Origin of the sequence: Micromonospora avicenniae (assembly GCF_900156065.1) — a bacterium.
GTDB lineage: Bacteria > Actinomycetota > Actinomycetes > Mycobacteriales > Micromonosporaceae > Micromonospora > Micromonospora avicenniae.
The window spans coordinates 280,029-293,616 of record NZ_FTNF01000002.1; the positions used below are offsets into that span (position 1 = coordinate 280,029).

16 protein-coding genes are annotated in these 13,588 nt (G+C 74.2%); 1 reads left to right on the forward strand and 15 read right to left on the reverse strand.

Annotated features, from left to right (window positions below; all coding sequences use genetic code 11):
- Positions 1-80 precede the first annotated feature (80 nt).
- Genes priA through hisD form a run of 7 tightly spaced genes read right to left on the reverse strand, consistent with a single transcriptional unit; the run spans position 81 to position 5,138 of the window.
- Positions 81-821 (reverse strand): bifunctional 1-(5-phosphoribosyl)-5-((5-phosphoribosylamino)methylideneamino)imidazole-4-carboxamide isomerase/phosphoribosylanthranilate isomerase PriA, encoded by a 741-nt coding sequence (priA, locus tag BXA10_RS04550; RefSeq protein WP_076467830.1) that lies wholly within the window; start codon positions 819-821, stop codon positions 81-83.
- 15 nt (positions 822-836) lie between these two features.
- A complete protein-coding gene (locus tag BXA10_RS04555; protein ID WP_076467832.1) occupies positions 837-1,160 on the reverse strand; it encodes a hypothetical protein in 324 nt (107 codons plus the stop codon).
- A 43-nt stretch (positions 1,161-1,203) separates the two neighbouring features.
- Positions 1,204-1,830 carry an imidazole glycerol phosphate synthase subunit HisH gene (gene hisH / locus BXA10_RS04560; RefSeq protein ID WP_245828131.1) on the reverse strand — a complete coding sequence of 209 codons (627 nt, stop codon included), beginning with the start codon at positions 1,828-1,830 and terminating at the stop codon, positions 1,204-1,206.
- A complete protein-coding gene (locus BXA10_RS31345) occupies positions 1,827-2,000 on the reverse strand; it encodes a hypothetical protein (protein WP_175649111.1) in 174 nt (57 codons plus the stop codon). The genes hisH and BXA10_RS31345 overlap by 4 nt, the downstream gene beginning before the upstream one ends.
- Before the next feature lie 46 nt (positions 2,001-2,046).
- Positions 2,047-2,658 (reverse strand): imidazoleglycerol-phosphate dehydratase HisB, encoded by a 612-nt coding sequence (gene hisB / locus BXA10_RS04570; RefSeq protein WP_076467836.1) that lies wholly within the window; start codon positions 2,656-2,658, stop codon positions 2,047-2,049.
- A gap of 34 nt (positions 2,659-2,692) precedes the next feature.
- Positions 2,693-3,763, reverse strand: a complete 1,071-nt coding sequence (locus BXA10_RS04575; RefSeq protein ID WP_076467837.1) for a histidinol-phosphate transaminase — start codon at positions 3,761-3,763, stop codon at positions 2,693-2,695.
- A 52-nt stretch (positions 3,764-3,815) separates the two neighbouring features.
- Positions 3,816-5,138 (reverse strand): histidinol dehydrogenase, encoded by a 1,323-nt coding sequence (gene hisD / locus BXA10_RS04580; protein WP_076467839.1) that lies wholly within the window; start codon positions 5,136-5,138, stop codon positions 3,816-3,818.
- A gap of 107 nt (positions 5,139-5,245) precedes the next feature.
- Here hisD and BXA10_RS04585 point away from each other — a divergent pair, with 107 nt between their 5' ends.
- Positions 5,246-5,947, forward strand: coding sequence for an LON peptidase substrate-binding domain-containing protein (locus tag BXA10_RS04585; RefSeq protein WP_076467841.1), 702 nt, complete (start codon positions 5,246-5,248; stop codon positions 5,945-5,947).
- On the opposite strand, the gene BXA10_RS32550 is transcribed toward BXA10_RS04585, so the two are convergent.
- The 8 genes from BXA10_RS32550 to BXA10_RS04625 form a co-directional block, all read right to left on the reverse strand.
- Entirely contained in the window at positions 5,862-6,818 is a 957-nt protein-coding gene (locus BXA10_RS32550) for a DUF2567 domain-containing protein (RefSeq protein ID WP_342742853.1), read from the reverse strand. The genes BXA10_RS04585 and BXA10_RS32550 overlap by 86 nt on opposite strands.
- 56 nt (positions 6,819-6,874) lie before the next feature.
- Positions 6,875-8,353 (reverse strand): MinD/ParA family ATP-binding protein, encoded by a 1,479-nt coding sequence (locus BXA10_RS04595; protein ID WP_076467843.1) that lies wholly within the window; start codon positions 8,351-8,353, stop codon positions 6,875-6,877.
- Positions 8,354-8,449: 96 nt separating this feature from the next.
- On the reverse strand, positions 8,450-9,454 hold the full coding sequence (locus BXA10_RS04600; RefSeq protein WP_076467845.1) for a hypothetical protein: 1,005 nt from the start codon (positions 9,452-9,454) through the stop codon (positions 8,450-8,452).
- A gap of 42 nt (positions 9,455-9,496) precedes the next feature.
- Positions 9,497-10,441 carry an RluA family pseudouridine synthase gene (locus BXA10_RS04605; protein ID WP_076467847.1) on the reverse strand — a complete coding sequence of 315 codons (945 nt, stop codon included), beginning with the start codon at positions 10,439-10,441 and terminating at the stop codon, positions 9,497-9,499.
- Complete coding sequence (gene lspA / locus BXA10_RS04610; protein ID WP_076467849.1) at positions 10,438-11,049, reverse strand: signal peptidase II; 612 nt, start codon at positions 11,047-11,049, stop codon at positions 10,438-10,440. The genes BXA10_RS04605 and lspA overlap by 4 nt, the downstream gene beginning before the upstream one ends.
- Positions 11,050-11,110: 61 nt before the next feature.
- Positions 11,111-11,530, reverse strand: a complete 420-nt coding sequence (locus tag BXA10_RS04615; protein ID WP_076467851.1) for a TraR/DksA family transcriptional regulator — start codon at positions 11,528-11,530, stop codon at positions 11,111-11,113.
- 224 nt (positions 11,531-11,754) lie between these two features.
- On the reverse strand, positions 11,755-13,254 hold the full coding sequence (locus tag BXA10_RS04620; RefSeq protein WP_076467853.1) for a potassium/proton antiporter: 1,500 nt from the start codon (positions 13,252-13,254) through the stop codon (positions 11,755-11,757).
- A 22-nt stretch (positions 13,255-13,276) separates the two neighbouring features.
- Positions 13,277-13,588, reverse strand: a complete 312-nt coding sequence (locus tag BXA10_RS04625) for a DUF167 domain-containing protein (protein ID WP_076467855.1) — start codon at positions 13,586-13,588, stop codon at positions 13,277-13,279.

Here is a 13,588-nt window from a genome sequence, read left to right on the forward strand (position 1 = left end):
GCCGTGCGCGCAGCGGCCGTGAAGTCGCCGCGGCCCTGCGGACGGACGGTCGGAGACCGTCGGGAAACCCCGCTGCCGGGTTACCCGACGGTCTCTCCGGCGGCGGCCAGCGTCTCGAGCGCCTCCGCCACGGTGAACGCGCCCGCGTAGAGCGCCTTGCCGGCGATCACGCCCTCCACCCCGATCGGCTCGAGCACCGCCAGCGCGCGCAGATCGTCCAGGGTGGAGACGCCGCCCGAGGCGATCACCGGCGCGCCGGTTCGGGCGCAGACCTCACGCAGCAGCTCCAGGTTCGGCCCGCGCATCGTGCCGTCCTTGGTGATGTCGGTGACCACGTACCGCGCGGCACCTGCCTTGTCGAGCCGCTCCAGCACCTCGAAGAGGTCGCCGCCGTCACGGGTCCAGCCGCGGGCGGAGAGCGTACGACCACGAACGTCCAGCCCGATCGCGACCCGGTCGCCGTACTCGCCGACGATCCGGTCGCACCAGGCCGGATCCTCCAGCGCGGCGGTGCCGATGTTGACCCGGGCCGCTCCGGTGCCCAGCGCGGCGAGCAGCGACTCGTCGTCACGGATGCCACCGGAGAGCTCGACCTTCACGTCGAGCTGGCGGACCACCTCGGCGAGCAGGTGCGCGTTGGACCCGCGACCGAACGCGGCGTCGAGGTCGACCAGGTGGATCCACTCCGCACCGTCGCGTTGCCAGGCCAGCGCCGCCTCCAGCGGGTCGCCGTAGCTGGTCTCGCTGCCGGCGGCCCCCTGTACGAGGCGGACGGCCCGACCGTCGGCGACGTCCACGGCGGGCAACAGGGTGAGGCTCAACGTCTTCTCCTAGCGTCAGGTACGACGGTCCAGGGCGATCACCACGATCGCCGGCAGTACGAGCAGCAGCAGCACGACCAGCGCGATGCGCAGCGCCAGGTCGTCCACGAGGGCCCAGATCAGGATCAGCGACGCCAGGGTGAGCAGCACGATCCCGGCGCGCTCGGTACGGCTGTGCCGAGCCAGACGGCCGGCGCTGCGCCGACGCGACTGCGGCGTGAGCCGACGCACCAGCTTGCGCCGACGCTCCCGGCGGGCCACCCGACGCCGGCGGACGGCACGTTCCCGGGCCAGCTCGGCCTCGCGCGCCGCCCGGCGGCGGGCACGTTCCTTGCTCACACCGCACCGCGCCCGGCCGCAGCGGGCGTCGGCTCGACCGCGCTCACAGCGTGGCCAGCCAGTTGCGCAGCAGCCTGGCCCCGGTGTCGGCCGACTTCTCCGGGTGGAACTGGGCGGCGGAGAGCGGACCCCGCTCGACGGCCGCCACGAAATCGGCGCCGTGGTGGGCGGTGGTGACCGTGGCGCCGGCCGAGGCCAGCGAGCCGGGCTCGGTGACCGCGTACGAGTGGACGAAGTAGAACCGGCTCTCCGGCGGCAGGCCGGTGAAGAGCGCCGACGACTCGGGCGCGCGCACGGTGTTCCAGCCCATGTGCGGCAGCCGGGTCGCGGGAAGCTTCGTCACCCCGCCGGGCAGCAGCCCGAGCCCCTTGGTGACCACGGCGTGCTCCTCGCCGTGTTCGAAGAGCACCTGCATCCCGACGCAGATGCCGAGCACCGGGCGACCGGCGGCCACCCGGTCGGCGATGACCGGGCCGGCCCCGAGCCCCTCGATACCGGCCATGCACGCCGCGAACGCGCCGACGCCGGGCACCACCAGCCCGGCCGCGGCCGAGGCGGCCGACAGGTCGTCGGTCACCCGTACCGTCGCCCCGGCGGCGGCCAGGGCGCGTTCGGCCGACCGGAGGTTGCCCGACCCGTAGTCGAGCACCACCACGTCCGGGCCACTCACCGGCCCGCCCCCGGCAGCAACCACAACACTCCGCCCGCCGTGGCGAGCACCGCGAGCACGGCGGTCAGCAGCACCGCGCCCCGGGGCGCGCCCTGCCGGTGCAGCGACCAGACGCCGCCCACCAGCACGCCGGCCAGCACCAGCAACAGGATCGGCAGGACCGCGTTCACCGCAGCCACCCGCCCGTACGCCGCCGTGCCACGTTCCGCACGCTCATCAGAGCGCCCCCTTCGTGCTCGGTACCACCCCGGCCGACCGGGGGTCGATGGCGGTGGCCTCGCGCAACGCCCGCGCCACCGCCTTGAACTGCGCCTCCACCACGTGGTGCGCGTCCGGGTGTCCACCGGGCCGGGCCGCCCGCAACACGTCCACGTGCAGCGTGATCCGCGCCGCCTGGCCGAAGGACTCCCAGATGTGCCGGGTCATGCTGGTCGGGTAGACCGGACCGATGTACGGCGCGAGCGCCGGCTCGTCGTGCAGCACGTACGGCCGGCCGGAGAGGTCGACGGCGGCCCGGACCAGCACCTCGTCCATCGGCACGGTGGCTGAGCCGTACCGCCGGATGCCGGCCTTGTCGCCCAGCGCCCGGTCGAGTGCCGCACCGAGGGCGAGGGCGGTGTCCTCCATGGTGTGGTGCGCGTCGATCTCGAGGTCACCGACCGTGTGCACGGTCAGGTCGAAGCCGCCGTGCCGGGCGATCTGGTTGAGCATGTGGTCGTAGAAGCCGACGCCGGTCTCGATGTCGGCCTTGCCGGTGCCGTCAAGCTCGATCTCGACGAGAACCTTGGTCTCCTTGGTGATCCGCTCGACCCGTGCGGTGCGGCTCATTGCTCGCCTCTCGGTCGCGGGGCTGACGCGCCCACTACAGCTTGTCCATGGCGGTGAGGAAGGCATCGGTCTCGACGGGCGTGCCTGCGGTGACCCGCAGCCACCCGGGCAGCCCGACGTCCCGGACCAGCACGCCCTGGTCCAGCAGCGCTCGCCAGGCCACGGTCTGGTCGCCGCCGACGGCGAAGAGCACGAAGTTGGCGTCGCTGTCGGCGACCCGCAGGCCGCGGGCACGCAACTCGGCGACGATCCGGTCGCGCTGCTCCTTGATGGCCGCCACCGTGCCGAGCAGGGCGTCGCGGTGGGCCAGCGCCGCGCGAGCCGCCGCCTGGGTGAGCGCCGAGAGGTGGTACGGCAGCCGGACCAGCTGCACCGCCTGCACCACCGCCGGATCGGCGGCGAGGTAACCCAGCCGGCCGCCGGCGAACCCGAACGCCTTGCTCATCGTCCGGGTCACCACCAACCGGGGGTGGTCGGGCAGCACCGCGAGGGCGCTCACCGTGCCGGGGCGGGCGAACTCGGCGTACGCCTCGTCGACGATCACCATCCCCGGCGCCGCGTCGAGCACGGCGCCGATCACCGCCGGGTCGAGCGCCGTGCCCGTGGGGTTGTTCGGCGAGCAGAGGAAGACCACGTCCGGGGAGTGCTCGCGGATCTGCGCCACCGCGTCCTCGGCGGTCAGCCCGAAATCGGCGCCGCGCCGCGCGGGCACCCAGCGGGTGCCGGTGCCGAGCGCGAGCAGCGGATGCATCGAGTACGCCGGGACGAAGCCGAGCGCGCTGCGCCCCGGCCCGCCGAACGCCTGGAGCAACTGCTGCTGGACCTCGTTGGAGCCGTTGGCCGCCCAGACCTGTCCGACGGTGAGCCCGTGCCCCAGGTAGGCCGCCAGGTCGGCGCGGAGCGCCACCGCGTCCCGGTCCGGGTAGCGGTTGAGGTCGCGCAGCTCGGCGGCGAGCGCCTTGCCGATCGCCTCGACCACCGGCTCGGGCACCGGATAGGAGTTCTCGTTGGTGTTCAGCCGCACCGGCACGTCCAGCTGGGGCGCGCCGTACGGCGTGCGACCGCGCAGGTCGTCGCGGATCGGCAGGTCGTCGAGGGTGGTCACGCCACCACCCCGCGCCGCACGTCGGTCCGCAGCGGCGCGGCCGGCCGGCCGGTCACGACAGCGTCCCGGGGAAGCGGGCGCGGACCGCCTGGCCGTGCGCCGGCAGGTCCTCCACCGTCGCCAGGGTGACCACGTGCGGGGCGACCTCACGCAACGCGTCCTGCGAATACTCGACGAGGTGGATACCGCGCAGGAACGACTGCACCGACAGGCCGGAGGAGTGCCGGGCGCAGCCACCCGTGGGCAGCACGTGGTTGGAGCCGGCGCAGTAGTCGCCGAGCGACACCGGCGACCACGAGCCCACGAAGATCGCCCCCGCGTTGCGTACCCGCAGCGCCCACTCGCGGGCGTCCCGGGTCTGGATCTCCAGGTGCTCCGCGGCGTACGCGTCGACCACCCGCAGCCCGGCGTCGAGGTCGTCGACGAGCACGACGCCGCTCTGCTCGCCGGTCAGCGCGGTGGTGACCCGCTCCGCGTGCTTGGTCGCCGGCACCTGCCGAGCCAGTTCCCGCTCGACCGCCTCGACCAACTCGACCGACGGCGTGACCAGGACGCTGGCCGCGAGTGGGTCGTGCTCGGCCTGACTGATCAGGTCGGCGGCCACGTGCGCCGGGTCGGCGCTGTCGTCGGCCAGGATGGCGATCTCGGTGGGACCCGCCTCGGCGTCGATGCCGACCACACCGCGCAGCAGCCGTTTGGCGGCGGTGACCCAGATGTTGCCCGGACCGGTGATCATGTCGACCGGCTCGCAGCGCGCGCTGTCCTCGGCGTCCACGCTCGCCCCGTAGGCGAGCATCGCCACCGCCTGGGCGCCGCCGACGGCGTAGACCTCGTCCACGCCGAGCAGCGCGCACGCGGCGAGCACCCGCGGATCGGGCAGGCCGCCGTTGTCCTTCTGCGGTGGGCTCACCACCACCAGCGAGCGGACGCCGGCCTCCTGGGCGGGCACCACGTTCATGACGACTGTCGACGGGTACATCGCGAGGCCGCCGGGGACGTAGAGGCCGACCCGTTCGACCGGCACCCAGCGTTCGGTCACCGTGCCGCCCGGCACCACCTGGGTGGTGTGGTCGGTACGCCGCTGGTCCGCGTGCACCCGGCGGGCGCGGCGGATCGACTCCAGCAGCGCGGCGCGTACCTCCGGATCGAGGGTGCTCTCCGCCGCGGCGATCACCTCGGCGGGCACGCGCAGCACCTCGGGGCTGATCCCGTCGAAGCGTTCACTCGCCTCCCGGATCGCCGCGTAGCCATGCTCCCGGACCGCCTCCACGACCGGCCGGATCCGCTCGACGGCGACCGACACGTCGAGTTGGGCACGGGGCAGCAGGCGGCGCGGATCAGGGACGCCGCCGCGCAGGTCGATCCGATTCAACACCCTTGCGAGTCTAGGCGGCCGGTCAGCGGGTCGACCGGCAGCGCCCGTACGGCGGGACGGTGAGCCGGGACACGCCGCCGACGGCGGATCGGGCTAGGCTCGACGGCGTGACTGCGCGGTTGCCGGTGTTCCCGTTGGGGACTGTGCTCTTCCCCGGTCTGGTCCTCCCACTGCACATCTTCGAGGAGCGCTACCGCGCGCTGGTCCGGCATCTGGTGGAGCTGCCCGAGGGCGCCCCGCGCGAGTTCGGCGTGGTGGCGATCCAGGCCGGCTGGGAGGTCGCCGCGACCTCGCCCGACGGCCGACCGCTGCCCGGCGGCGAGGTCACCCTGCACGAGGTGGGCTGCACCGCGGAGCTGCGGCAGGTCACCGAACTGCCCGACGGCGGCTTCGACATCGTCACGGTCGGCCGGCGCCGCTTCCGGATCGCGGAGGTGGACCGGGGCGCGGCCCCCTACCTGACCGCCGAGGTGGAGTGGCTCCCCGAGCCCGGCGGCGCCGACGAGGCCGCCGAGCTGCTGGCCGCGCGGGTGATCTCCGTGTTCCGGCAGTACCTCGGGATGATCCGGCCGGACCAGCAGGACCTCTCCGAGCAGCTCCCGGAGGATCCGACGGTGCTGTCCCACCTGGTCGCCGCCACGGCCGCGCTCACCGTCGAGGATCGGCAGCGGCTGCTCGCCATCGACGACACCGCGGCCCGGCTCCGCGCCGAGCTGCGGCTGCTCAACCGCGAGGCGGCTCTGCTGCGCCAGGTGCGGGCGGTTCCGGTGCCGTTGGGGGAGCTGGCGTCGCCGCCGACACCCAACTGAGCGCGGCCGGGTCGGGCTGCGGCTCGGGGCGCAGCGACGGCCAGCGGGACCAGCCGGCGAGCAGGGTGTACGTGACGGCCGCGCCGAACGCGGGCAGCAGCAGGTTGCCGTGCGGCACCGGCAGCACGCCGAAGAGCCAGTCGATCCCCCCGGCTCGCAGGTCGGCCGGCTTGCTGAAGGCCTGCCCCTCCGGTGCGGTGGCCAGCAGCCGGTCGAACTCGGCCAGCCCGATCCGCCGTCCCACCTGCCAGGCCACCACCGCGGCGGCGAAGGCGCCGAGCACGGCGCTGGCCAGCCCGACCGGGCCGCGCCGCCGGCGCAGTACGAACCAGAGCGCCAGGGCGGCGAGCACACCGAAGCCGAGCCCGAGCAGGCTGAACCAGCCGTCCGCCGCGATCGGCTGCTCCGGCTGCGGCTCGGCGTAGACGGCGCCCAGAGTTGCCTTGATCACCGGGGTGCCCGGGGCGACCGCCGCCCAGAGCAGCCCGAGCGGCGCGCCGAGAACCGCCAGCGCCAGCCCCGCGCCGACCGCGCCGGCCCAGGCCCGCCGCGGCGTGTCGGTCACCGCGACCGGGTCGGATTCGGCAGCCGGACGGGCCGACGTACCTCCGGTCGCCGGCACCGCCTGCCCGGTACCGGGTCGCGCGCCGATCGGGTCGGTCCCGGGGGACGGCGAAGCGGCGGTCGACGCCGGGCCGCCACCGGTGGCGGGGTCGGCGTCCGACGCGGACCGGAAGGGCTGCGCGGCGTGCGGGTCCGCGCCCGCGGGGTCCCCGGGGCGCGGGTCGGCTCCGGTCACGGTCGGGTCGACGTGCTCGGGCTCGGCGGGGTGGACGACGGGACGGTCGGGGTCGGGGGTGTCCGGACTCACCCGATGATCCTCTCAGGCGGGCGAACCGGCGGGGGCGCCGGTGGCGGCAGTCCCCCTCACCGGGCGAACGGCTCCAGCATGACCGCGGCGGCGCGCAGCCAGGCCTGACGGGTCTCCGGTTGGAGCTGGGCGTACTCGATCGAGGATCCGGTCTCCAGCGCCGGGTCGTACGGCACCACGGCGACGGCGCGGGTCCGGCTGGCGAAGTGCCGCTCCAGGTCGTCCTGCAGCTGCGAACGACCCGGGGTCGGGCAGGAGATGAGGGTGACCGCGTTCTCGGCCAGTTCACCCATGCCGACCTCGTGCAGCAGGTCGAGCATCCAGTCCGCGCTGAACGCCGCGTCCTCCCGCGGCACGGTGGTGACCACGAGCTGGTCGGCCGCCTGCATCACGGTGCGCCAGTTGGGACTTTCCACGTTGTTGCCGGTGTCCACACAGACCACCTCGTGGGTGCGCCGCAGCAGCTCCAGCACCCGCCGCACGGTGAACTGGTCGAGCCGCTGGGCGAATCGCGGGCTCTCCTCCCCCGCCAGCACGTCGTACGAGCCGTCGGAGGCGTGCCGCAGGAAGTCGTCGAGGCGGTCGAGCAGCGTGTCCCCCTCGAGGATCTCGATCTGCGCGAGTTCGGTGATCAGGTGCCGGATGGTCCGGGCGTGGCGGGCGCTGCCGGCACGCAGCCCCAGGGTGCCGCGCAGCTCGTTGTCGTCCCAGGCCAGTACGCCCCGCCCCCGCACGCTGCCGACCGTCGCCGCGGCGAGCACGGTCGCCGTCGTCTTGTGCACCCCGCCCTTGGGGTTGGCGAAGGCGATGACCCGTGGCGAGCCGAACTCCCGGCGCAGTACCGCTCTGGCCCGTTCCACCTCCGGGTCGGGTGCCGGTGGCCGCCACTCGGCCCGCGCCGAGTAGGTCCGGTCGGCGACCACCGGCGGCGGCGCGAGCGCCGGGGACGCGGGTGGCGGCGGGACAGGAGCGGGCGGGGCCGGCGGGACGGCGGGCGGGGCCGGGTAACTCGCCTCCGGGCGGTAGCCGTTCTCGAGCAGGGCGTAGCGGGACTCCGCCGGCCGCGGCTCGGACCGGTAGCCGTTGTCGAGCAGCGAGTATCGCGACTCGGGCGGCTCGGGCCGGCGCTGCTCCGGCACCCGGTGCGCCGGCTCGCCCGGATGTCCGGGATCGGAGCGGTACGCCGGCTCCGCCCGGTACGACGGATCGACGCGGTAGGTCCCCTCCGCCCGGTAGCCGGGATCCGCGCCGTACGCCCGCTCACCGGGCTGGACGCCGTACGTCCGCTCGGGCTGGCCTGCGGCGGGCGCCCGGCCGGCGTAGCCGTTGTGGGCGGCTCGTCGCGGCAACGGCTCCGGCGGGGCGAGCGGCTCCGGCGGCGTGAGCGGCCTGGGCGGCGGTAGTGGGTCCTCGACCCGCCGGTCGGGCTCGGGCTGTTCAGCCCCTCTGCCGGCCAGTCGGGCGCGGTCGATCAGCGCCCGCCACCGCGGCGCTGGTTCGGCCGGCCGGCCCCAGCCGGTCTCGCTGCCCTCCACGGCTCGCCCTCCCCAGCGCGATCGATCTCCGCCCGACAGGCTACGAAGCAAACCCTATTCGGAACACACCGCCCCGCGCACGTTCCCGCGGCACGATCATGATTCGATCGGCTGCGCCGTCCGCTCACCGGACTCATCGGGCGAGGTGGTGAGCGTCGGCGGCGGAGCCGAGGACCGCTGCTGCTCCGGCGTGGGTGACGGCTCGGTGACGGTGGGCGCCGGCTCGGACGACTCGCGCGCCGTCGGGCTGGGCGACACCGCCGGCGGACTTTCCGAGGGCGAGGTCGTCTGCTCGGGCAGCGCGGCGTCGGCCGGCGGACGGACCACGTCGCGCTGTTCGGGCAGTGGCGGGGTGAACACCGTCCGGTCCAGCCGGCGCACCTCCGGCGCCGGATCGACCGCCCGGACGGCGCGCCGGGACGCCACGGCACGCAGCGTCGCCGGCTGTGCCCGCACCACCGCCGCGTACACGCAGGCGCACCCGGCGCGGTAGGCGCTCGCCTCCGCGGCGGCCACCTCGGCGCCGCTGGCGTACACCTGGCGCAGCTCGGCGTCGTCGGTCGTCGCGGCGGCCCGCGCCCGGTAGTCGGCGGCCTCCCGCTCCTTGCGGTCAGCCAGCTCGGTCATCGCGGCGACCACGTCGTCGGGGACTCGTTGCGCCGGTATCCGGACGATCTCGGTCTGCCGGCCGGGCAGCGGCACCCGCCCGAACACCGCCGAGACCGACACGTCGCGGAACACCGCGTCCAGGCCCTGCGGGGGCAGGTAGTGGTCCAGGGAGACCAACGCGTACGTGCCGTCGGCGGGGGTCGCGGAGGGTGCCGGCAGCGCGGCCAGGTCCGCGGCCGCGGCCCGCAGGTAGCCCGGCACGGAGTCGCCGTCGACCACCCCGACCCGGGTCACCTCGCCGACGGTCGAATCCCCGACCGGGCCGTCGTCGGCGGCCCAGACGGCGGCGAGCAGCACCGCCGTCACCGACAGCAGCGCCGTGCCGGTGAGTACCCGCGACCGGGACGAGGTCTCGCCGAGCCGCGCCACCGTCCGGCTCAGCAGCGGCAGGAGTCGCTGATCGATCTGGCGCAGCAGGTCGCCGGCACGCACGGGCGGGTTCCCCTCGTCGGTCGGTGTCGGGCGGGCCGCCGCTCAGTCGCGCAGGATCCGGAGCGCGCGTTCCAGGTCGTCAGGGTAGTCGCTGACGAAGCGAACCTCCTCCCCCGTACGGGGGTGCAGGAAGCTCAGTTCGCGGGCGTGCAGCCACTGCCGGTCGAGCCGGAGCCGGGCGGACAGGGTCGGGTCCGCGCCGTAGGTGAGGTCGCCCACGCAGGGGTGGCGCAGGGTGGAGAAGTGCACCCGGATCTGGTGGGTACGACCGGTCTCCAGCCGGACGTCGACCAGGCTGGCGGCCGGGAACGCCTCGAGGGTGTCGTAGTGGGTGATGCTCGGCTTGCCGCCCGAGACCACGGCCCACCGGTAGTCGTGGGTGGGGTGCCGGTCGATCGGGGCGTCGATCGTGCCCCGCAGCGGGTCCAGGTGCCCCTGCACCACGGCGTGGTAGCGCTTCTCCACGTCGCGGTACTTGAACGCCCGCTTCAACGCGGTGTACGCCTGCTCGCTCTTGGCGACCACCATGACTCCGGTGGTGCCCACGTCCAGGCGGTGCACCACGCCCTGCCGTTCGGCCGCGCCGCTGGTGGAGATGCGGTGGCCGATCGCGGCCAGCGCGCCGATCACGGTGGGACCGGTCCAGCCGGGGCTCGGGTGGGCGGCGACGCCCACCGGCTTGTCCACCACCACGATGTCGTCGTCGGCGTAGATCACCCGCAGGCCGGGCACCGCCTGTGGCACCACGGTCGGCGGCGCGGGCGGGGCGGGCAGGGTCACCTCCAGCCACGAACCGGCCTTGACCTTGTGCGAGTTGGGCCGGGTCACGCCGTCGACGAGCGCGTCCCCGGCGTCCACCAGGGCCGCGGCGGCGGTACGGGACAGACCGAAGAGCCGGGACACCGCCTGGTCCAGCCGCATGCCGTCGAGGCCGTCCGGCACCGGCAGCGAACGCTGGCCGCCGCCCCCCGCGAATGCCGAGGTCATGCTCGCTCCCGCTGCTCGGTGATGGTCGCCGGGTCCGTGCTCGGGCGGCCGCCACGGCCGACCCGGCCGCCGTCGCGCTGGCGGCCGGTCAGTTCCAGGAGCACGGCGAGTACGACGCCGCAGACCAGCGAACTGTCGGCCAGGTTGAACACCGGAAAGTACTCGCCGAACGGGCCGAAGACGCTGATCATGTCGACCACGTGGCCGACGAAGTGACCGGGGGCGCGGAAGATCCGGTCCATCAGGTTGCCGAGGGCCCCGCCCAGCACGAGACCGAGCGAGATCGCCCACGGAACGGAGCGCAGCCGCAGCGCCATCCAGACGATCCAGCCGACCACCGCGATGGTGATCAGCGGGAAGACCCAGGTGTGGTCGGAGCCGATGCTCCAGGCGGCTCCGCTGTTGCGGATCAGGTTGAGGTAGATGAACCCGCCGAGCAGCCGCAGCGGCTCCCGGCCGGTGAGGTGCACCAACGCGAGGTGTTTGGTGAGCAGGTCGATCAGTAGGGCGACCAGCGCCGTGCCGACGAGGATCGCGACGGCTCCCGGCCGGGCCCGGCGGTGGGCCGGTTCGTCGCTGCCGGATCCGGCGGACGGTGCTGCGCTCATCTGCTCCCCATCGACTCGGCGGTGATCGCTCACCGTCTTCTTCGCCGCCGGGGAGCGGACCTCAGCGCCGCTCCTCCAGCTGCTTGCAGGTCACGCAGAGGGTCGCCGACGGGAAGGCGGCGAGCCGCTCCACCGGGATCGGGTTGCCGCACCGCTCGCACCAGCCGTAGCTGCCCTCGTCGAGCCGCTCCAGCGCCCGTTCGACCTGCGTGATCCGTTCCAGGATGCTGTTGGCGAGAGAGATCTCCTGCTCCCGCTCGAACGTCTTGGTGCCGGTGTCGGCCTGGTCGTCCCCGGCCGAGTCGGTCAGCCGATCGCGCTGCAGCTCGGTGATCTCGCTCAGCGTCTGATCGTACTCGGCGCGGAGCTCGTCCCGCCGCGCCGCCAGAGCCGCCCGGATCTTCTCGGTCTCCGCGGCGCTGCGGGTGGGCTTCGCCACCGCCTTGCGGCTGGCGGTCCTGGTCTCGGCTGGCTTCGCCATGGTCGCTCCCTAGGCCGCGGAACCGCGGCGATCCGCGGAACCTGGACAGGGGGCACCGATCCGGCGACCCCCAGGTACGAAAAGGGGCGCGCAGCCACGTCCGCCGCGCACTCCAGAGGTTGGCAAGAATACGGAACGTACAGGCGTCCGACAATGTGCCGCACCGACGTACCGCTATTCAGCCCCAAGCCCCACCTAATGGGGACAAAAGGAACGCTAGCAGATCAATCGTCGGGGTCGTCGCCGTACTCGCCAAACCACCGGGCCAGCCGACCCCGCCGATCGACCGCACGCAACCGCCGCTCCGCCTCGTCCCGCGCGCTCGCGGTAGCGACGATCAACAGGCTGTCGCCGGACTTGAGCCGGGTGCCCGGACCCGGTACGAAACCCACCCCGTCGCGCAGCACCAGGGTCACCGAGGCCCCCTGCGGCAACCGCAGTTCGTCGACGTGCACCCCGGCCAGCCGCGACCCCGCCGGCACCTCCAGCTGCAACAGATCGGCCCGCATCCGTTCCAGCGGCGCCGTCTCGACGTGCACCTCCGCCGCCTCGGCCGGCGCGGTCACCCCGAGGCGGCGGGCCACCGGCGCCAACGTGGTGGTCTGCAACACGGTGAAGATCACCACCAGTACGAAGACCGCGTCGAAGAGCCCCTCCGCGCCGGGCACCCGCTCGGAGAGCGGAATGGTGGCCAGCACGATCGGCACCGCACCGCGCAGCCCCGCCCAGGACAGGAAGGCCTGCTCACGCAGACCCACCCGGAACGGCAGCGCGGACACCGCCACCGACAGCGGCCGCGCCACCAGCACCAGGGCCAGCCCGGTCACCACCGCGGGGAGCACCACCCCGTCGAGCCGACCCGGCGAGGCCAACAGCCCCAGCAGCACGAACAGACCGATCTGGGCGAGCCAGGCCAGCCCGTCGGCGAAACCGAGGATCGCCTGCCGGTGAGGCAGACGGGCGTTGCCGAGCAGCACCCCGGCGACGTAGACGGCGAGGAACCCCGAGGCGTGCAGCACCGCCCCGGCGGCGTACGCCAGCACGGTGAAACCGACCACCGCGATCGGATACAACCCCGCCGACGGCAGCGCCGCCCGGCGCAGCGTCCAACGCCCGGCCAGGCCCGCCCCGACACCGACCGCGGCGCCCAGGATCAGCTCGTAGCCCACCAGGCCGACCTCGTACCACCACGGGTGCCCGGCGCTCTCCACGGAGAGCAGCACCACGAGCAGCACCACCGGCGCGTCGTTCATGCCGGACTCGGCCTCCAGCGAGGCCACCAGCCGGGGCGGCAGGCGCAGCCGGCGCAGGGTGGCGAACACCGCGGCCGCGTCGGTCGAGGAGAGCACCGCACCGTAGAGCAGCGACAACCGCCAGTCCAGCCCGAGCAGGAAGTGGACGGCGACCCCGACCACCACGATGCTGACGAGCACGCCGATCGTCGCGAGCACCGCGGACAGCGCGAGCACCGGGCGCAGCGTGCTCCACCGGGCACTGAGCCCACCCTCGGCGATGATCACGATGAGCGCGCAGAAGCCGAGGGTACGGGTCAGGGTCGCGTCTTCGAACTGGATCCCCAGCCCGGCCTCACCGATCGCGACACCCAGCGCCAGGTAGACCAGGAGGCTGGGTACGCCCAGCCGGGTGGAGAGCCGGACGGCGCCGACCGCCACCAACAGCACGGCAGCGCCGACGAGCAGCGCGAGATCCAGCCCGGACGTCACGGTCGCACAGCCCGGGCGTTCCTCACTCGCCGGATCCGTCGCGCAGCCGGCGCAGCACCTCGGGCAACTCCGGACCGGGCCGTTCGATGAGGAAAAGCTTGTCGCGGCTGGCCGCGCCCGCGCGCAGCGAGACCGCCGCCGGCCGGACGTCGAGCGCGTCGGCGAGGGCCCGGCGGGCTGCCTCGGTGGCCCGGCCGTCGACCGCCGGCGCATTCACGGCGATGACCAGCGCGGGCCCGAGCGGGCCGTCGAACCGGCCGCCGACCCGGGCTCGGGAGGAGCCGGGCTTGACCCGTACCGCCACGGTGAGCGTGTCTTGCGCAGGCACCGGCAT

Coding starts and splice junctions, on each gene's coding strand:
- hisB (WP_076467836.1), bottom strand. CDS start 2,658: ATGAGCCGCACCGCACGGGTCGAGCGGATCACCAAGGAGACCAAGGTT.
- BXA10_RS04605 (WP_076467847.1), bottom strand. CDS start 10,441: ATGACCTCGGCATTCGCGGGGGGCGGCGGCCAGCGTTCGCTGCCGGTG.
- lspA (WP_076467849.1), bottom strand. CDS start 11,049: ATGAGCGCAGCACCGTCCGCCGGATCCGGCAGCGACGAACCGGCCCAC.
- BXA10_RS04615 (WP_076467851.1), bottom strand. CDS start 11,530: ATGGCGAAGCCAGCCGAGACCAGGACCGCCAGCCGCAAGGCGGTGGCG.
- BXA10_RS04625 (WP_076467855.1), bottom strand. CDS start 13,588: ATGCCGGTGCCTGCGCAAGACACGCTCACCGTGGCGGTACGGGTCAAG.